General features: G+C 65.2%; 19 protein-coding genes. 15 read left to right on the top strand and 4 right to left on the bottom strand.

The genetic code is table 11. From position 1 onward, the window contains the following. Positions 1-23 precede the first annotated feature (23 nt). Complete coding sequence (locus ABRP28_RS18630; RefSeq protein ID WP_350000862.1) at positions 24-755, bottom strand: CoA transferase subunit A; 732 nt, start codon at positions 753-755, stop codon at positions 24-26. Positions 756-931: 176 nt separating this feature from the next. Here ABRP28_RS18630 and ABRP28_RS18635 point away from each other — a divergent pair, with 176 nt between their 5' ends. Further along, positions 932-1,726 carry an IclR family transcriptional regulator gene (locus tag ABRP28_RS18635; protein ID WP_350000860.1) on the top strand — a complete coding sequence of 265 codons (795 nt, stop codon included), beginning with the start codon at positions 932-934 and terminating at the stop codon, positions 1,724-1,726. A gap of 106 nt (positions 1,727-1,832) precedes the next feature. On the opposite strand, the gene nadE is transcribed toward ABRP28_RS18635, so the two are convergent. Next, positions 1,833-2,687, bottom strand: a complete 855-nt coding sequence (gene nadE, locus ABRP28_RS18640; RefSeq protein ID WP_231456935.1) for an ammonia-dependent NAD(+) synthetase — start codon at positions 2,685-2,687, stop codon at positions 1,833-1,835. Positions 2,688-2,761: 74 nt separating this feature from the next. On the opposite strand from nadE, the gene pyrE reads away from it, so the two are divergent. The 4 genes from pyrE (at position 2,762) to ABRP28_RS18660 (ending at position 6,094) form a co-directional block, all read left to right on the top strand. Further along, positions 2,762-3,346 (top strand): orotate phosphoribosyltransferase, encoded by a 585-nt coding sequence (gene pyrE, locus ABRP28_RS18645; RefSeq protein ID WP_350000858.1) that lies wholly within the window; start codon positions 2,762-2,764, stop codon positions 3,344-3,346. A gap of 125 nt (positions 3,347-3,471) precedes the next feature. Further along, positions 3,472-4,239, top strand: coding sequence for a GAF and ANTAR domain-containing protein (locus ABRP28_RS18650; RefSeq protein ID WP_350000856.1), 768 nt, complete (start codon positions 3,472-3,474; stop codon positions 4,237-4,239). Positions 4,240-4,350: 111 nt separating this feature from the next. Continuing rightward, entirely contained in the window at positions 4,351-4,971 is a 621-nt protein-coding gene (locus tag ABRP28_RS18655; protein WP_350000854.1) for a hypothetical protein, read from the top strand. 82 nt (positions 4,972-5,053) lie between these two features. Beyond that, the gene (locus ABRP28_RS18660; RefSeq protein WP_350000852.1) at positions 5,054-6,094 is read left to right on the top strand and encodes an alpha/beta fold hydrolase; all 1,041 of its coding nucleotides are present in this window, start codon (positions 5,054-5,056) and stop codon (positions 6,092-6,094) included. An 8-nt stretch (positions 6,095-6,102) separates the two neighbouring features. On the opposite strand, the gene ABRP28_RS18665 is transcribed toward ABRP28_RS18660, so the two are convergent. Further along, positions 6,103-6,933: an HAD-IIA family hydrolase gene (locus tag ABRP28_RS18665; RefSeq protein ID WP_350000850.1), complete on the bottom strand. Its 831-nt coding sequence runs from the start codon at positions 6,931-6,933 to the stop codon at positions 6,103-6,105. Between the two features lie 52 nt (positions 6,934-6,985). Between ABRP28_RS18665 and ABRP28_RS18670 the strand changes: the two genes are divergently transcribed. The 4 genes from ABRP28_RS18670 (at position 6,986) to ABRP28_RS18685 (ending at position 10,334) form a co-directional block, all read left to right on the top strand. Further along, positions 6,986-7,660, top strand: coding sequence for a TrmH family RNA methyltransferase (locus tag ABRP28_RS18670; RefSeq protein ID WP_350000848.1), 675 nt, complete (start codon positions 6,986-6,988; stop codon positions 7,658-7,660). A gap of 129 nt (positions 7,661-7,789) precedes the next feature. After that, positions 7,790-8,758 (top strand): hypothetical protein, encoded by a 969-nt coding sequence (locus tag ABRP28_RS18675; protein ID WP_350000846.1) that lies wholly within the window; start codon positions 7,790-7,792, stop codon positions 8,756-8,758. Between the two features lie 133 nt (positions 8,759-8,891). Continuing rightward, positions 8,892-9,911 (top strand): class II fructose-bisphosphate aldolase, encoded by a 1,020-nt coding sequence (gene fbaA, locus ABRP28_RS18680; RefSeq protein ID WP_350000845.1) that lies wholly within the window; start codon positions 8,892-8,894, stop codon positions 9,909-9,911. Continuing rightward, positions 9,912-10,334 carry a DUF3151 domain-containing protein gene (locus ABRP28_RS18685; protein ID WP_350000844.1) on the top strand — a complete coding sequence of 141 codons (423 nt, stop codon included), beginning with the start codon at positions 9,912-9,914 and terminating at the stop codon, positions 10,332-10,334. Positions 10,335-10,484: 150 nt separating this feature from the next. Here the strand turns inward: ABRP28_RS18685 and ABRP28_RS18690 are convergent, their stop codons facing one another. Continuing rightward, positions 10,485-11,117: a uracil-DNA glycosylase gene (locus ABRP28_RS18690; protein ID WP_350000842.1), complete on the bottom strand. Its 633-nt coding sequence runs from the start codon at positions 11,115-11,117 to the stop codon at positions 10,485-10,487. A 329-nt stretch (positions 11,118-11,446) separates the two neighbouring features. Between ABRP28_RS18690 and ABRP28_RS18695 the strand changes: the two genes are divergently transcribed. The 6 genes from ABRP28_RS18695 to ABRP28_RS18720 all read left to right on the top strand — a co-directional run bounded on the left by ABRP28_RS18695 (position 11,447) and on the right by ABRP28_RS18720 (position 16,826). Further along, a complete protein-coding gene (locus ABRP28_RS18695; RefSeq protein ID WP_350000840.1) occupies positions 11,447-12,508 on the top strand; it encodes a M14 family zinc carboxypeptidase in 1,062 nt (353 codons plus the stop codon). 258 nt (positions 12,509-12,766) lie between these two features. Then, entirely contained in the window at positions 12,767-14,056 is a 1,290-nt protein-coding gene (locus tag ABRP28_RS18700) for an adenylosuccinate synthase (RefSeq protein WP_231455490.1), read from the top strand. A gap of 203 nt (positions 14,057-14,259) precedes the next feature. Further along, complete coding sequence (locus tag ABRP28_RS18705; RefSeq protein WP_350000838.1) at positions 14,260-14,622, top strand: DUF1508 domain-containing protein; 363 nt, start codon at positions 14,260-14,262, stop codon at positions 14,620-14,622. Between the two features lie 292 nt (positions 14,623-14,914). After that, positions 14,915-15,463, top strand: coding sequence for a sigma-70 family RNA polymerase sigma factor (locus tag ABRP28_RS18710; protein WP_350001573.1), 549 nt, complete (start codon positions 14,915-14,917; stop codon positions 15,461-15,463). Continuing rightward, positions 15,460-16,335, top strand: coding sequence for a hypothetical protein (locus tag ABRP28_RS18715; RefSeq protein ID WP_350000836.1), 876 nt, complete (start codon positions 15,460-15,462; stop codon positions 16,333-16,335). The genes ABRP28_RS18710 and ABRP28_RS18715 overlap by 4 nt, the downstream gene beginning before the upstream one ends. A 65-nt stretch (positions 16,336-16,400) precedes the next feature. Beyond that, complete coding sequence (locus ABRP28_RS18720) at positions 16,401-16,826, top strand: CoA-binding protein (protein ID WP_350000834.1); 426 nt, start codon at positions 16,401-16,403, stop codon at positions 16,824-16,826. Positions 16,827-16,828: the final 2 nt, after the last annotated feature.

Genomic DNA, 16,828 nt, shown 5'->3' on the forward strand with positions numbered 1-16,828 from the left:
CCTTCGGGTAAGTAGGGTAGCGGTCAGGCCGGTACGGCTTCGGGCGCGGGGCGGCCTGCGGCCGGACGCACCGTACGCTGCTCGATGTCCTTGACGCGGCCGCTGGCCTGCACCAGGCGTTGCACGTAAACGCCGGGGGTAACGACGTGGTTGGGATCCAGTTGGCCCGGTTCCACAACCACCTCGGCTTCGGCGATGGTCAGGAGGCCGGCGGTGGCAACAACGGGGTTGAAGTTCCGGGCGGTGTAGCGGTAAACGAGGTTTCCGTCCGTGTCTGCGGTGTGCGCATGGACAAGCGCGACGTCGGCACGGATGGCGCGTTCGCGGACGTACGTTTCGCCGTCGAACACCTCGTGCGGCTTGCCTTCGGCAACCAGCGTGCCCACCCCGGTCCTGGTGTAGAAGGCGGGGATACCGGCACCGCCTGCGCGGAGCCGTTCGGCGAGGGTGCCCTGCGGCGTGAACTCCACCTCCAGCCTGCCGGCCAGGTACTGCTCTGCAAACAGCTTGTTCTCGCCAACATAGCTGGCAATGACCTTCCGCACCCGGCCCGCATCGATCAGGATGCCCAGGCCTTTGCCGTCCACGCCCATGTTGTTCGAGACCACCGTCAGGTCCTTTACCCCCGAGCCGCGGACGGCCTCAATCAGGTCCGCGGGGATCCCGCTCAGGCCGAACCCGCCCACCGCGAGGGTCATGCCGTCCTGCAGCACGCCTTCCAGTGCAGCGGCGGCAGTGGATTGAAGCTTTGTCATGAAGTCTCCTCATCGAGCATCCGGGGTCATCCACTTTGTGGACAAGGGTTCTGGAAGTGGACACTATGAGGGATCCCCAAGGCTGTCAAGGAGCGGATTTATCGTTTGGAAACGCACATTTCATACTGTGGACGGTAGGATACAGCCTATCCATAATGTGGACGTCAAGGGAGAATATGAACACGTCGCCGGTACAGGGAGCCCAAGTTGTGAGCCGGATAGCAGGTCTGTTACGGCTTGTGGGCCGGAGTGCAGAGGGCATGTCCCTCGCCGGCCTCGTCAAGGAATCCGGCCTTACCCGGCCAACCGTTCACCGCCTCCTGTCGTCACTGGCGTCGGAGGGGCTGCTGGACCACGACCCCATTTCCGGCAACTGGGTGCTGGGTCCGGAGATCCTCCTGATGGGGTCGGTTGCATCGGCGCGGTTTCCCCTTGAGGAGATCGCCCGGCCCAGCCTCCGCCGGCTTGCCGAAGCCACCGGCGAGAGTGCCTTCTTTTCCATCCGCCGTGGTTCCGAAACCGTGTGCCTGCTGCGCGAGGAGGGCAGCTTCCCGGTCCGGTCCTTCGTCCTGCACGAGGGGGTGCGGTTCCCGCTGGGTGTCGCCTCGGCGGGCACCGCGATCCTGGCCTTCCTGCCGGAAACTGAGCAGGAAGAGCTGCTGGGGAACTGGCAAGGGCACGCAGGTGCTTTCGCTGCCTCACACACCAGGGAACTGGTCCGGGCCAACCTCGCCCAAACCCGGATGTCCGGCTACTCCGTGAATCCGGGCCTTGTCCTTGAAGGGAGCTGGGGAATGGGCGCGGCGGTCTTTGATGCCTCCGGCAGGCCCGCCTGGGCGCTTTCCCTGACCGGCATCGAGCCGCGTTTCAAGCCCGAACGGCAGGAGGAACTGGGCGGCCTGCTGATGGCCGAGGCACACCGCATCACCCAGCAGCTTGGCGGCGAAGGAAAGGGGGCGCGGCCCCGCTGAGCCTCCCCGCCTCTGCCGGGAAAGCACGACGGCGCGCCCACCTTTATGGTGCGGCGCGCCGTCGTACGTCCCCAGAGGCGGGAATTCAGCGGTGCTTCAACTGGTCCTACAGCCCGGTCCGCGGTTCCTCCGGTCCTTCGTGCTTCCACCAGGTGTCAAAAATGCTGACGGGGACGGTGCGCTTGTGGCGTGTCCGCAGGTATTTCTCCTCGATGGACGCAGCCACGGATTCAGGCACGTCCCGGCCTTCGAGGTAATCGTCGATCTGGTCGTAACTCAGGCCCAGCTCATCCTCATCGGTGCGTCCCGGCCTGTCGTCCAGGAGGTCCGCCGTGGGCACCTTCTCCCACACGCGGGCGGGGGCTCCCAGTTCGGCCAGCAGCGCACGGTTCTGCCGCTTGTTCAGGCCGAACAGCGGAAGGATGTCCGCGCCGCCGTCGCCGTACTTTGTGAAGAAGCCCGTCACGGACTCTGCGCCATGATCCGTGCCGATAACCAGGTAGTTGTGTTCTCCCGCCAACGCATACTGGGCGATCATGCGGGTCCGTGCCTTGGTGTTGCCTTTGTGGAAATCGGAGATTTCCGTGCCCACGGTCTTCTCGAACTCATCCTCGAAACCGTCCACCGCGGCGGAGATGTTGAAGGTCCACTCCGTCTTGGGCTTGATGAAGTCGAGGGCTGCCTGGGCGTCTTCCTCGTCATGCTGGACGCCGTAGGGCAAGCGCACCGCCACGAAATTGGCTTCCACTCCTTCGGCCTCAAGCTCCTCGACAGCCAGCTGGGCCAGCTTTCCGGCGAGGGACGAGTCGAGGCCTCCCGAGATGCCCAGGACGAAGCCCTTGGTGTGGGTGGCCTTGAGGTAGTCCTTCAGGAATGTGACGCGCTTGCGCACCTCCCCGGCGGGGTCGATCCGGGGCTGAACGCCCATTTCTTCAATGATCTTTGCCTGGAGTTCGCGCATGAGGTCCAGACTAGCCAGCTGCAGCGACAGGCCTCAAGCATCCACACCGGTCCGCCCGCACTAAACTGGAGACCATGACTTCCCCCAGTGACACTGCAGTGGATACTGCAGCCGCCCGCGCCCGACTGCTGGAACTGATCAAGGAACTCGCCGTGGTCCGCGGCAAGGTAATCCTCTCCAGCGGAGCCGAGGCTGACTACTACATCGACCTCCGCCGGATCACGCTGCACCACGAGGCTTCAAAGCTGGTGGGCCAGGTGATGCTGGCCCTGGCGGACGACGCCGGCATCGACTTTGAGTGCGCCGGCGGGCTCACCATGGGCGCGGACCCGGTAGGTACCGCGGTCATGCACGCCGCCGTGGACGCCGGGCGGGCCGTCGATGCGTTTGTGGTCCGCAAAGCCCAGAAGTCCTACGGCATGGGCCGCCAGGTGGAGGGCCCGTCCGTGGAGGGCCGCAATGTCCTGGTCCTGGAGGACACGTCCACCACCGGAGGTTCTGCGCTGACGGCCGTGGAAGGCGTCCGGAAAGCCGGAGGAAACGTGGCGGCTGTTGCCGTCATCGTGGACCGTGACACAGGCGCGAAGGAAAAGATCGAAGCGGAAACCGGTGTGCCCTACCTGTTCGCGTTCGGCAAGGACGAGCTCGGCCTGTCCTGAGCCGCTTTCGCCGCCACGGCACCCAGGTCCCGCAGGCCCGCCCCCGCAGCCGGCCTGTTGGACCGTAACGCGGGGCTGTTCTATCATGTGCGATAACCCCTTTTCCCGTACGGAGAACGTGCACCATGCTCCCCCCTGAACAACCGTTGAGCACAACCGACCAGGTCCAGAACCTCATCTTGGAAAGTGCCGACTTCGAGGACTTCCTTAACGAACTGGCACGTTTTTCCGCGCACCAGATGGCCGGCGACGGCGACGACGCCCTGTGCGGCATCACCCTGCTCCGCGACCGCAAGGCCGCGACCATTGGCTGGAGCAGCGATTCGGCCCGGGAAGTGGACGAGATCCAGTACTCCCTCTCGCAAGGACCTTGCCTCACAGCGGCCAAGGAGGAACGCGAAGTCAACGTTCCGGACCTCTTTGACGAGAACCGCTGGGGCCCTGACTACGCTGCAGCGGTGGCCTCCCACGGGCTGCGCTCGGTACTGTCCCTGCCCTTCAACCTCCAGGGGGAGGCAAAGGCGGCGCTCAACCTGTACTCCGACGCCCCGCACAAGTTCGATGAACGTGCCGTTGCCCGGGCCCGCGAATTCACCCGCGAGATCTCACAGGCGCTCCGCTTGGCGGTACGCTTTTCGCTCCACACCGACAGCGCCGCCAACCTCCGCGCCACCCTGGAGTCCCGGACCATCATCGACCTCGCCATAGGAATCGTGATGGCCCAGAACAGGTGCAGCCAAGAGGCGGCAGTTGCCATCCTCACCGAGGCCTCAAGCAACACCAACACCAAGCTCAGGGATATCGCCAAATCCCTGGTGGACTCGGTGGGAGGCGTTGGGAGCCGCACCCACTTCCAGGAGCCGGGAAAGCGGCAGGCTGACCAGAGCGCCTAGCGGGCAACCAGGACACCTCGTTGTTACTGGCGGGTTGTGCCCGGCTTCCGTAGGGGGTTACGCTTACCAAGGTTGAGCCGTCGGCCATAGACACCCTCTTTTGGAGTACCTATGGACCGCGCCTTAAATGCCTTCGTTAACCTAAATGTCCCCGCCGACGTCGTCCTGATCGACATCCGGGGAACCTTGAACCAAAGCTCCCGCCCTGAACTCGTGCACATCGTCCGGCGCGTCCGGCGGATGGGCATCCGCTCCCACATCCGCGTTGACCTCTCAGGGGCTGGGAAAGTGGAGTCTTCTGCCCTTGCCGGCCTCCGGAGCGACCTCAACGCCATCGACAGCGATACGCTGCCGGGAATTTATGGCAACGGGGTTTCATTGGCCTTTTCCCCAAGCGCCGATGTTTGGGCCACTCAGCCGAACCCAACCCAGCCGCCGCTGGCACTCATCGACGTCCTCACCGACCTGACGGAGGACGGAGAGGATTTTTCCGACGGCTACCCGCTGGTGCCCACGGGACGCCTGGAAGAGTTGTGCGGCCGTGCACTGGAGGAATACTCGGACGCTGAACTGCTGACTGCCAGCGACTGGATTTTCGGCCTGCTGGACACCCCCAGTGCCTTTGCCGGCCCGGACCTGCTGGGCCGTTACAACGATATTGGACTGGAGTTCCGGAGGCGCCGGCAGCAGGCAGCACCCCTTCCCGCCTCGGAGGACCAGGCCGCCAGCTGAGGGGCCTGCCGGTCCCGGCGTCACTCAATGGTTACACCCGGATTCTTGCGGCAGCGTCTTCGGGTGTGCCTACGGTAGAGCCGTGCCGTATGAGGGGGAGGTAAGTCCACAGGGCCGGCCCGGGGTCCCGGGTGCCCGGCTGCTGGCAGAAGGTGCTGCCCTCAAACAGTTCTCGCGGCGCGGTTTCCTGGCGGGGACCGGTGCGGCCGGCCTGCTCGCGGCAGACATGCTGCTGACCCGGCAGGTGCAGGCCCAGCGCCGCACGGACCGGATCCTCCCCGTCGCCGACGACTTCGCCGATGCCTACTACCCGGATGCCAGCTGGTTCCTGTTCCCCGGATACAAGACCAGCTGGGAGGAAGCGCAGTGGATCCTCAATTCCCTTCGGGGCGCCCTCAACAAGCGGGCACGGCTGGCGGCCGTGGGGTACTCCAACCAGGGCCTGGACATTGACAGCATCGTTATTGCTGTCATCGAGTATGTCCGTGCCCAGAAACTTACCAAGCTGTTCTTTTACGGCCACAGTTTCGGCGGGATGGTGGCCACCCAGGTTGCCGCGCGGCTCCTGGAAATCCACGGTGTGGAGGTCCAGTTCATCGTGCTGGACTCTAGCCCCTACAGCAAGCACGATGTCCTGGACCAGAGCTGGTTCGACGGCGTGGTGTTCCTCTACGAGCGGGGCTTCCGGTTCCCGTCCACCCTGCGCGGAGGGTACGAACTGGGGGAGCGGGTCATCCACAAGGACGAAAGGAGCTGGCGCCAGATCCTTGACCAGACCCTCGAGCAGCTTTCCCCGATTGCACCCTCAAGCCTGCTGATCCAGTCCGAATCTGCCTATATCTACTACTTCGACGGCAGCAGGTTCGCCGGCAGGCTGGCTGGCGCCAAGATGGCCTACATCGGCAACCCCCGGGACCGCACAGTCCGGTACCAGACGGCAGTGGAGGCATGGGCCGTGGCGTTCAAGGCCAACATGGTCTCGAGCAGCCTTCACACCGAAGGCGCCAGGCCGGCCCACGCAAGTCCCGGATGGAACCCCAACGTGTACCGGCCGGTCCTTGAACAGCTGCTGGACGAGCACTTCCCGCTTCCCCGCGGCGGATCCCGGGTAACGGTCTTCTAAGGCTCCTGCTAGATCTGGTTTTTCAGGTCCGCCACGGAGTTCAGCACCTGGTTGGGCCGGAACGGATACGCGGCGATGTCGTCTTTGTGTGTGATGCCGCTGAGGACCAGGACGGTGTGCAGCCCCGCCTCCATGCCGGCGATGATGTCTGTGTCCATCCGGTCGCCAATCATCGCGGTGGTCTCGGAGTGCGCGTCAATCTGGTTCATGGCCGAGCGGAACATCATGGGATTCGGCTTGCCCACAATGTAGGGCTCGCGGCCGGTGGCTTTGGTGATCAGGGCCGCGATGGCTCCGGTGGCCGGCATGGGGCCATCCTTCGAGGGGCCGGTGGCATCCGGGTTGGTGGCGATGAACCGTGCGCCGGCGAGGATGAGGCGGATGGCCATGGTGATCGCCTCGAAGGAATAGGTGCGCGTTTCGCCGAGCACCACAAAGTCGGGGTTCTGGTCGGTAAGGATGAAGCCTGCCTCGTGCAGCGCCGTCGTCAGCCCTGCCTCGCCGATGGTGTAGGCGCGGTTTCCGGATTCCGAACCACGGACCTGGTCCTTGAGGAACTGCGCGGTGGCCAGGGCGGAAGTCCAGATGTTCTCCTCCGGGATTTCCAGGCCCGAGGAGCGCAGCCGTGCAGCAAGGTCGCGCGGCGTGAAGATGGAGTTGTTGGTCAGCACCAGGAACCGCTTGGAGGTGTCCACCCACCGCTGTATGAGTTCCGCTGCGCCGGGGATCGGCTGGTTCTCATGGACCAGCACGCCATCCATGTCCGTCAGCCAGCACTCAATCTCCTGGCCGCTGCGGTAAACCGCGGGGTTTCCTGCTACCTGGTCTGCTTCTGCCACGTCTACCTCCACCGGTGATGAATGCTCCAGTGGTCCAGTCTAGTGTTGAGGGGTGAACCAAGCGCCCGGCCTCCCAGACGAACCCAGCCCCCAGCCTGAGGAGGCCGGCCATGAAAAGGCGGAGGTCGGCGTCGGGCCCTGGGAAGGTGAACTTCCGGAAGGGGACCACTGGGATCCCGATCTCCTCGCCGACGGCGACCGCCGCAACGTGCTGGACAAGTACCGGTACTGGAAGCACGAGGCGATCGTGGCGGAACTCGATTCGCGGCGCCACAACTTCCATGTCGCCATCGAAAACTGGCAGCACGACCTGAACATCGGCACGGTGGTGCGGACCGCCAACGCGTTCCTGGCCAAGGAAGTGCACATCATCGGACGACGCCGGTGGAACCGGCGGGGCGCCATGGTCACCGACCGCTACCAGCACGTCCGCCACCACCCCACGGTTGAGGACTTCGTGGCCTGGGCGGAGGGGGAGGGGCTGGCGATCATCGGGATCGATATCTTCCCGGATTCGGTTCCGCTGGAAACCTATGAACTGCCCAGGGACTGCGTCCTGGTGTTCGGCCAGGAAGGGCCCGGGCTGACGCCGGAGGTCCATGAGGCCGCCGTGGCCACCCTGTCCATCGAGCAGTTCGGCTCCACCCGGTCCATCAATGCGGCCTCCGCCGCCGCCATCGCCATGCATGCCTGGGTCCGCCGGCACGTGTTCAACCAGCACGTGTAGCTCCGCGAGATGGCACTTAACGGCAGTCCGGGCGGCCCGCACTGCCGTTAAGTGCCATCTCGCGCAGGGCGAGGAGGCCCAGGCTGTGGATAACTCAAACCGTGCACCACGGACGAGCCAGAATGAGGGATGCGCAGGGCCATCCTTCCGGACCATTTGAACAGTGGTTCGTTCTCCCTCCGGGCCTCGGACAAGGCTGGAGTCACACGTACCCGGACGGCGGCAAAGGACCTGGTGACCGTCTCGCGGGGGATCCGGGTGCCCGTGCAATCCGGCGCCACGGGATCAGCAGCCCTGCGTGCGTACACGGACCTTGACGACACCTCCATCCTCACGTCATTGTCGGCGGCGCACGTCTGGGGCGCGCCCTTACCGGCCCGATGGAGCGGCGACTGGCGGATCCACCTTGCCCGGCGCCGCGGCTTCAGCTTCCCACGGCGGGCCAACGTCGTTGGGCACCTGCTGACCTTCCTCCCGTGCGAGGTGGTGGAGTACGACGGCGTCCGGCTCACTTCGCCCGCGCGGACGTGGCTGGACCTTGCAGGCCTGCTGACGGTGGAGGAGTTGGTAGCCGTTGGTGATCATCTGGTTTGCTGCCATGGGCCAGAGTTTCCCCTGCCCAGGCAGGCCATGTGCAGTATCGATGAATTGCGGGACATCACCGGCCGGCACCGGGGAATGCGGGGCGTCCGAACAGCGCGGGAGGCAGTTGAGTTGATCCGCGTGGGCAGCGACTCGGACCCTGAAACCAGGATGCGTCTTGCGCTCGTTGATGCGGGGCTGCCCGAGCCGGTGCTTAACCACGTGCTGTTTGACGGCCGGGGCGTCCCGGTCCTGTGGCCGGATGCGGCTTATCCGCCCTGGGGCATTGCGTTGCAGTATGACGGCGGGCATCATGCAGCCGAGGAGCAGCACTTGCGGGACATTGACCGGCAGGACCGGACCGACATATGCGGCTGGCTGGAGGTCAGGGTTGGCAAACATCATCTCGAAGGTGACCGTCCCGCCGTCGTATCCAAGGTCCGAAGGGCGTTGCAGAGCCGGGGATGGAGGCCAGATGACACATCACAGCAATGGACGGCAGCAACATTGCTGTGAAGTGCCATCTCGGGTGTGGCGGGCGGAGCGTAACCCAGAACACGCCCGGCCCGGAAATGACTAGGATGGTGCTAGCCGTAAGCGGTACTCCAGGGTTACCAGCCCACAGACGAACCTCAGCATAGGAGTCAGCATGCCCATTGCAACCCCAGAGATCTACTCCGAGATGATCGACCGCGCAAAGGCGGGCGGCTTCGCATTCCCGGCCGTGAACGTGACGTCCTCGCAGACGCTGAACGCTGCCCTGCGCGGCTTCGCCGAAGCCGAGTCCGACGGCATCGTCCAGGTCTCCACCGGCGGTGCAGCCTACTGGTCGGGCGCCTCCACCAAGGACATGGTCGCCGGTTCCCTGGGCTTCGCCGCGTTCGCCCGCGAAGTTGCCAAGAACTACGGCGTCAACATCGCCCTGCACACGGACCACTGCCCCAAGGACAAGCTGGACGGTTTCGTCCTGCCCCTGCTGGCTGCTTCCGAGGCTGAGGTCAAGGCCGGCCGCAACCCGCTGTTCAACTCGCACATGTGGGACGGTTCCGCAGAAACCCTGCAGGAAAACCTCCGCATCGCCCGTGAGCTGCTCGAGCGCACCGCTGCCGCCAAGATGATCCTCGAGGTCGAAATCGGCACCGTGGGCGGCGAGGAAGACGGCGTCGAGAACGAAATCAACGAGAAGCTCTACACCACCGTTGAAGACGCCCTGGCCACCATCGAAGCCCTCGGCGCCGGCGAGAACGGCCGCTACATCACGGCCCTCACCTTCGGCAACGTGCACGGCGTCTACAAGCCCGGCGGCGTGAAGCTGCGCCCGGAGATCCTCAAGGACATCCAGGCCCAGGTGGGAGCGAAGATCGGCAAGGACAGCCCGTTCGACCTCGTGTTCCACGGCGGCTCCGGCTCCTCGGACCAGGAAATCGCGGACGCAGTCTCCTACGGCACCATCAAGATGAACATCGACACCGACACCCAGTACGCCTACACGCGCCCGGTTGCGGACCACATGTTCAAGAACTACGACGGCGTCCTGAAGGTCGACGGCGAAGTGGGCAACAAGAAGACCTACGATCCCCGCGTCTGGGGTGCCTCCGCCGAAGCCGGCCTGGCAGCCCGCGTGGTGGAAGCCACCAAGCAGCTCGGTTCGGCCGGAAAGACTTTCTAGATGTCGGACGAGTTCCGCCGGAACCTGATGGGCCCGGAGCCCACGCTCCTGCCTGCCGAGACCGAGGTCTACCAGCAGCTGGACGCGGGCCAGGAAGCCCTGGACCTCGTGGCCAAGCACCCCACTTCGTCGCTGTTGTGGGCCGTGCTGGCCGAGGAGGCCTGGGCTGAGGGCCGCACCATCGATTCCTACGCCTACTCCCGGGTGGGCTACCACCGGGGGCTGGACTCGCTGCGCCGCAACGGCTGGCGCGGCGTGGGGCCCATCCCCTGGGAGCATGAGCCCAACCGGGGGTTCCTGCGGGCCCTGTACTCGCTGGGCCGGGCTTCCGCCGCCATCGGCGAGGCGGAGGAACCGGAGCGGATCGAGAAGTTCCTCAACGATTCCGATCCCTTGGCCAAGGCTGCCATCGAGGCGAAGTAACAAGCGCAGGTTAAAGCGCGACGGCGGGTGGTCACCTTTTTGAAAAAGGTGGCCACCCGCCGTCGTTCGTCCGGGAGTTTTTGTCCAGATATGCAGCCTAAAACGCCATTTTGGGCTGCGTATGTGGACAAAAACTCAGAGCGGTGGGGGTTAGCTGGCTTTCTGCAGGCCCGTCCGTGCCATGGCGTCGGCGTAGGCCACGCGCATGTCCTCGAGGTACTCCTCCTGGCGGGCGGGCGAACCGGCGAACGCGCGGCCGCTGAGGGAACGCACCTTGTAGGTCTTCAGGCCGCGGCGCCAGAGCAGCGGAACTTCCGTCTTGAGCAGCAGGTTCGCGAGGCGGTTGGCCTCGGTGCCATGCGCCACAATGACTGAGGCGCGCGGGACAAGTGCCAGGAACTTGAGCAGCGGCTTCAGGCCGGCAGAGATCTGGTCCGGAGTGAACTTGCCGTTGGGCTCGCCGGGCAGGTGCCACGGGTGGACGTTCCACGGCATCACGAACTCCGGGCGCAGGCCCAGCTTCCACTGGATGCCCAGCATCCGGGTGGCGGCGTCGTGGTCCCCGGGGGTGATGAAGCCGGACTTGTCCGCCTCCCCGATGTTCGAATACAGGCTGATGATGCGGCACTCGTCCACATCGTGCATCGGGTCTACGTAGGGCACCACGGTGCCGGGCTTGGTGTCCCGCAGGGAATCGCACAGTTCATTGACGGCTGCGACGTTGGGCTCGTAGCGGCGGCTCAGGAGTTGCTCATGGAAAGATTCGGGTGCCAGGGCTGTCATGTAGTGCTTGATCTCCTGCGGGGATTGTTGTTGCTTCCGCCGGTGAAAATGGGCGCACGGCGGCACAGCTCATCAACGGCGGTTAATTGGAGTGGGCCGATTCCTGGTCGGCCTTTCCCAGTTTAGCAAGCCCCGCAAAACGAAACGCCGGGCCGGGCCACCCAATAAGGGCACATGCGCATAGTTTCGCAACGTAATAACTGACTGCAGATAACTGTCACGTCCATTGACAGCAACCGTTGAGGTTGGTTGGCTTCTGTCACAGCCTGCACATGGGGGATCACCGCCGGCTGGACACACCCCAATGCACTCGAAAGAGGTACCGCACCGTGAGAAAAACCCTGGCAACCTTCAGGACCCTGGCACTAACGGGAGTCCTGGCCCTGGCAGCAGTGACCGCCCCGGCGCCGGCCCTCGCCGTCGGCGAAGGCCCCAACTATGACGGCAACGGCCAGATCACCACGTCGAAGCTTGCCACCTACGAGCAGATGGTTGCGTTCCTCAAAGACCAGGACGCCCGCCAGCCCGCCATGGAGCTGGAAGTCATCGGCCAGACGGTCAAGGGCCGCGACATTCACCTGGTCAAATACATTTCGGACCCGGCCAAGCCCACCATCCTCTACCTGACGCAGCAGCACGGCAATGAACAGCTCACCACCGAGGGCGCCCTGGAATTCGTCAAGCACCTCGGCACCGGCAAGTCAGGGGACATCCTTGGCGGAGTTAACATCCTGGTTGTTCCCATGCTCAACGCCGACGGTGCCATGGGCGACGTGAACTTCTCGCTGGAGGACTACATCGCCAAGGGCGACCGCAACATGACCCGCTACAACGCCGAAGGCGTGGACCTCAACCGGGACCACGTGGCCAAGGTCCAGCCCGAGACCCAGGCGCTGCACAACAACGTGATGCGCAAATACCAGGTGGACTACATGATCGACCTCCACCACCAGGGCACGCGCAGCGAACGCGACGGAAAGCTGGTCTCCGGCTCCATCCTGTACCCCACCACGCCGAACGCCGATCCGGCAGTGGTGGAGAAGTCCAAGCAGCTGGGTGCCGTGGTCTTTGACAACGTTGACTCCACCGGCTGGGGCCACCTGGGCAAGTACGTGGGCGGCAGCGCCGAAACGATCAGCCGCAACGGCATTGCCGTGGAGTACGGCATTGCTACGCTGCTCTTCGAAATGCGCGGAATGTCCGACCACTACCTTGACGGCTATGCGCTGGGGCTGCGCAGCAACGGCTACCTGATCAAGCAGACGGTCACCACCCTGACCGCCACCGCCGCCGCCATCGCCGACGGTTCAATCGCCGACGCCGACACCTCCTTCTGGGACAGCCTTGCCACCCAGTCCTCCCGCCCGGGAGAGGAAGCCGACGACGAGTAGCACCACCCGCTGGCGGCCCGCCGCGGTTCCGTCCTGTACCAGCTCCCGGGCTGCAGGAAGGGGCCGCGGCGGACCAACGAGTGGACAAAGTCACTCATCGGCTAAACTTGGGTGGTAAGAGCCCCGGAACTCTTGCGTCGCTGCGCCTCCGCGGAACAGCGAAGGGCGGTACGTTCGGGGCATTCTCATGAACGGCGCTGCGCAGGACCGCCACACGTGGCCGGAACCGGGCAGCCCGAACGAATGGGGGAGGATCCCATGCCAGCAATTGTGATCGTAGGAGCCCAGTGGGGCGACGAAGGAAAAGGCAAGGCCACCGACCTTCTGGGCGGCCGTGTTGACTACGTCGTCAAGCCGAACGGCGGCAACAACGCCGGGCACACCGTCGTCGTAGGCGGTGAAAAGTACGAACTCAAACTGCTGCCGGCAGGTATTCTCAGCCCCAACGCAGTGCCCATCATCGGCAACGGCTGTGTGGTCAACCTTGAGGCCCTCTTCCAGGAAATCGACGGCCTGCAGGCCCGCGGGGCAGACACTTCAAAGCTCCGTGTCTCCGCCAACGCCCACCTGGTGGCCCCGTACCACCAGGTCCTGGACAAGGTCACCGAGCGCTTCCTGGGCAGCCGCGCCATCGGCACCACCGGCCGCGGCATCGGCCCGGCCTACATGGACAAGGTGGCCAGGCTGGGCATCCGCGTGCAGGACGTCTTTGACGAATCCATCCTGCGGCAGAAGGTGGAAGGCTCCCTCCGCCAGAAGAACGAACTCCTGGTCAAGGTCTACAACCGCCGCAGCGTGGTGGTGGACGAGATCGTGGACTACTTCCTGTCCTTCGCCGACCGGCTCCGCCCGCTGGTCATCGACAGCACCCTGGTCCTGAACACCGCCTTGGACGAGGGCAAGGTGGTCCTGATGGAGGGCGGCCAGGCGACCTTCCTCGACGTGGACCACGGCACCTACCCGTTCGTCACCTCTTCCAACCCGACCGCCGGCGGCGCGTCCGTGGGCTCGGGCATCGGGCCCACCCGCATTTCCCGCTCCATCGGCATCATCAAGGCCTACACCACGCGCGTCGGTGCCGGGCCGTTCCCCACGGAACTCTTTGACGAGATGGGAATGTACCTGCAGAAGACCGGCGGCGAGTTCGGCGTCAACACCGGCCGGCCGCGCCGCTGCGGCTGGTACGACGCCGTCCTGGCACGGCACGCCTCGCGGGTCAACGGCTTCACGGACTACTTCGTCACCAAGCTGGACGTCCTGACCGGCATCGAGCAGATCCCGGTCTGCGTGGCCTACGACGTGGACGGCGTCCGGCACGACGAAATGCCCATGACGCAGACCGAGTTCCACCACGCCGTACCCATCTTCGAGTACTTCGAAGGCTGGACCGAGGACATCACCGGCGCCCGCACCCTCGCTGACCTCCCGGAGAACGCACGCAACTACGTCCTGGCCCTTGAGAAGCTGTCCGGGACACGTTTCTCCGCCATCGGCGTGGGCCCGGACCGGGACCAGACCATCGTGGTGAACGACCTCATCAACGACTGACAGGTCCGCAACCGGCGGCCAAAAGGCCAGGCATTTTTGACGGCGGCGGGGCACTTCTGCAGGAGTGTCCCGCCGCTTCTGTCTGCCCGGGGGGGAGGGCTTGGCGGCAATTTACACAGGGTTAACGTGGTTGGTCTTGTAAGGCTGCGGGGCAGCCCGCCAGACTCGTCTGTACACCCTGTGACTGCGAGGAAGGACTTGCCATGGCCGGGAAATTCGAGGCATTTGTGGACGCTGATTCGTCTTTCAGGTTCCGGCTACTGGCCCCTGACGGCGCAGTCATGGCGGTTTCCGGCCCCTACCCGGACAAGGCCGCCCTTGCTGCTGGAATAGCCGCCGTCCGGGAGTGCGCCGGCACCGGCCTGGTCACCGATCTTTGTCCTGCCGGTGTTGCCGCCCGCCAGGCTCCTGCCCACGCCCCTGCACCGGCGGTAAAAGCGGCCAAGGCCCCGGCCCGGACGGAATGTGAGGACCAGCGCGTCCCCGTCGGCGGACACACGTTCGTTTTCGCCAAGGGATTGCGCCGCCAGGGCGCCCGGCCCCGCTGGACTGCCGCCGCCCGCTGATCCGGCCAAAAAAGTTTTCAAAGTTTTTCCGTCCACGCGTAACCCTTTGCGTGCCCCCAGCGATTACCCCTATGTAGCGCCGGCCTGGAACTTGTCCCCCATCACGTTCCAGGCCGGCTCTTTCACTTTCCGACGGCAGGGGCAGCTGCCAGGTCGGACCGGCAGCAAACGCGTGGCGGTCCGGGGCGGTGGTTACTGGGCGGTAAAGTGATGCACGGAAAAGGCGTTCCGCAGGCCGGGCTGCTTTCCTCCTCGCAGACACCCCCGATCTTTGACCGAAAGCCCCACGTCCGTGACCGATGCCCTGACAGACGAGGCCCTGGACGGCCCCGCCGGGACAGCAGCGTTCAGCGCTGTCTACCGGACGTATGCAGCACAAGTCCTGGGCTATTTGGCGGCCCGGGGAGTCGAGGACCCGGAGGCGGCCATGCAGGAAGTGTTCCTCTCCGTCCTGCCCCGCCTTGGATCGGTGCACGGGGGAGACGCCGGGCTCCGCACATTCATCTTTTCGGTAGCCCACGCCCGCATGGTGGACGATCACCGGCGCCAGAGCCGCACTCCCGCCAGGCTGCCGTTTGAACCCGAACTGGACCAGCGCGAAGATTCGTCGGCTGAAACGGAAGCGCTGGAACGGATAGCGCCGCAGGAGGTCCTTGCCCTGCTGGATGCGCTGCCGCAGGACCAGCGCGAGGTTCTGGCCCTTCGCCTCGTGGCCGGGCTTACCGTGGAGCAGTCTGCGGAAGCCATGGGCAAGAGCGAGGGAGCCGTGAAGCAGTTGCAGCGCCGGGCGCTCCTGAAACTGCGTGAACTTGCGGACGTGAAGGAATACCTGAAGCCATGACACCACAAACGCACCACACAGCGGACGCGGTGGAGGAGATGCTCCTCGACGCCGGCATGGGCCGGGACGCGGACCTGCGCCGGGCCCTCCTGGCCGTGGGCTCTTTGGCGGACCTCCCCGTGCCGGAACCCACAGGACAGCTGGCTGCCCTGCTGGCCGGTACCGGCGGGGCGTCCGGGAACGTCCCGCCGAACAGCGACGCTGTGGAGACCGTCCCGGGCGATGAGCTCGGACGGCGCCGCCGGCTGCGCGCGCACCGGACCACCGTCGTCGGGCTTGCCCTTGTGGCGGGCATGGGGATGGGTGTTGGCACCGTGGCAGCGAGCTCCCCAGGTCCTGCCCACACCGGCAGCCCCTCCGTCCAGCAGCTGCTCGAAGACTGGTCGCCGTCCTGGACCATCCGCGCCCCCCAGGCCGCCGCACCCGTACCACGCCAGGCGGACAGTAACGACGCTGCTGGCCGGCAGGAGGGCAGTGGGCTGGCAGGAAGCAGCAGTACCCCAGGCGGGGAACCGCCGGTGACGCCGCAGACCGTGGAAGGGTCCTGGCAGGCACCAGACTTCCAGCCCCCCGGCCGGGGCCGGGAAGAGCCCGGAGACGTTCCTGCGGTTGATGGACGGGACCGGACGGGGGAACCGGACAATCACGGCCACGCACCTGAGCAGGAGGTGGAGGCAATGTTGGAAGGGACAGGCGCGCCGGGTTCCGGGACCAGCAACGCCGGCGATGCGGACAAGCCACGGCAAGGCCCCGGCGGTGATCCTGGCCTGCGGGAGGAACCCGCACCGGCAGCAGAAGGGCAGGGTGCCGGCCCTGCCGCCGGAGGGAAACCGGTCCCCGGCGCCAAGTGGCTGGAAAAGTTCGTCCGCTAGCTGTTTCGCTTAATGACCCTGCGGGGGTTCACGCTGACGGCGTTCCCTCCGCGTAGGCTGAACCCATGGGCCACACGAACGATCCCGCAGTCATAGAACGCCTGATGCTCACCAAGGGACGCTGGGCCATTGTCGGCCTGAGCACCAATGAATGGCGTGCAGCCTTCGACACTTCGCTGTTCATCCGGGACCGGATGGGCATGGAAATCATCCCCGTCAACCTGCCCGGTGATCCCGTCCACGGCGAACCCGGGTACCGCAGCCTCCTGGACATCCCCGCCGCCAAGCGGCCCATCGACGTCGTGGACTGCTTTGTGAATTCCCACAAAGTGGGGGACGTCGTGGACCAGGCGATCGCGGTAGGCGCCAAAGCCGTCTGGATGCAGCTGGGAGTGGTTGATGAGGCTGCGGCCAAGCGGGCCAAAGAAGCGGGACTGGACGTGGTGATGGACAGCTGTCCCGCCCAGCAGGCCTGGAAGTTCAACCTCTGACA

Source organism: Pseudarthrobacter sp. WHRI 8279 (genome assembly GCF_040224115.2).
Taxonomy (GTDB): Bacteria; Actinomycetota; Actinomycetes; order Actinomycetales; family Micrococcaceae; genus Arthrobacter.

What these genes read in the sequence shown, in the direction of transcription:
- ABRP28_RS18630 (WP_350000862.1), bottom strand. Translation starts at nt 755, where the DNA reads ATGACAAAGCTTCAATCCACTGCCGCCGCTGCACTGGAAGGCGTGCTG.
- ABRP28_RS18635 (WP_350000860.1), top strand. Translation starts at nt 932, where the DNA reads ATGAACACGTCGCCGGTACAGGGAGCCCAAGTTGTGAGCCGGATAGCA.
- nadE (WP_231456935.1), bottom strand. Translation starts at nt 2,687, where the DNA reads ATGCGCGAACTCCAGGCAAAGATCATTGAAGAAATGGGCGTTCAGCCC.
- pyrE (WP_350000858.1), top strand. Translation starts at nt 2,762, where the DNA reads ATGACTTCCCCCAGTGACACTGCAGTGGATACTGCAGCCGCCCGCGCC.
- ABRP28_RS18650 (WP_350000856.1), top strand. Translation starts at nt 3,472, where the DNA reads ATGCTCCCCCCTGAACAACCGTTGAGCACAACCGACCAGGTCCAGAAC.
- ABRP28_RS18655 (WP_350000854.1), top strand. Translation starts at nt 4,351, where the DNA reads ATGGACCGCGCCTTAAATGCCTTCGTTAACCTAAATGTCCCCGCCGAC.
- ABRP28_RS18675 (WP_350000846.1), top strand. Translation starts at nt 7,790, where the DNA reads ATGCGCAGGGCCATCCTTCCGGACCATTTGAACAGTGGTTCGTTCTCC.
- fbaA (WP_350000845.1), top strand. Translation starts at nt 8,892, where the DNA reads ATGCCCATTGCAACCCCAGAGATCTACTCCGAGATGATCGACCGCGCA.
- ABRP28_RS18685 (WP_350000844.1), top strand. Translation starts at nt 9,912, where the DNA reads ATGTCGGACGAGTTCCGCCGGAACCTGATGGGCCCGGAGCCCACGCTC.
- ABRP28_RS18690 (WP_350000842.1), bottom strand. Translation starts at nt 11,117, where the DNA reads ATGACAGCCCTGGCACCCGAATCTTTCCATGAGCAACTCCTGAGCCGC.
- ABRP28_RS18700 (WP_231455490.1), top strand. Translation starts at nt 12,767, where the DNA reads ATGCCAGCAATTGTGATCGTAGGAGCCCAGTGGGGCGACGAAGGAAAA.
- ABRP28_RS18705 (WP_350000838.1), top strand. Translation starts at nt 14,260, where the DNA reads ATGGCCGGGAAATTCGAGGCATTTGTGGACGCTGATTCGTCTTTCAGG.
- ABRP28_RS18715 (WP_350000836.1), top strand. Translation starts at nt 15,460, where the DNA reads ATGACACCACAAACGCACCACACAGCGGACGCGGTGGAGGAGATGCTC.
- ABRP28_RS18720 (WP_350000834.1), top strand. Translation starts at nt 16,401, where the DNA reads ATGGGCCACACGAACGATCCCGCAGTCATAGAACGCCTGATGCTCACC.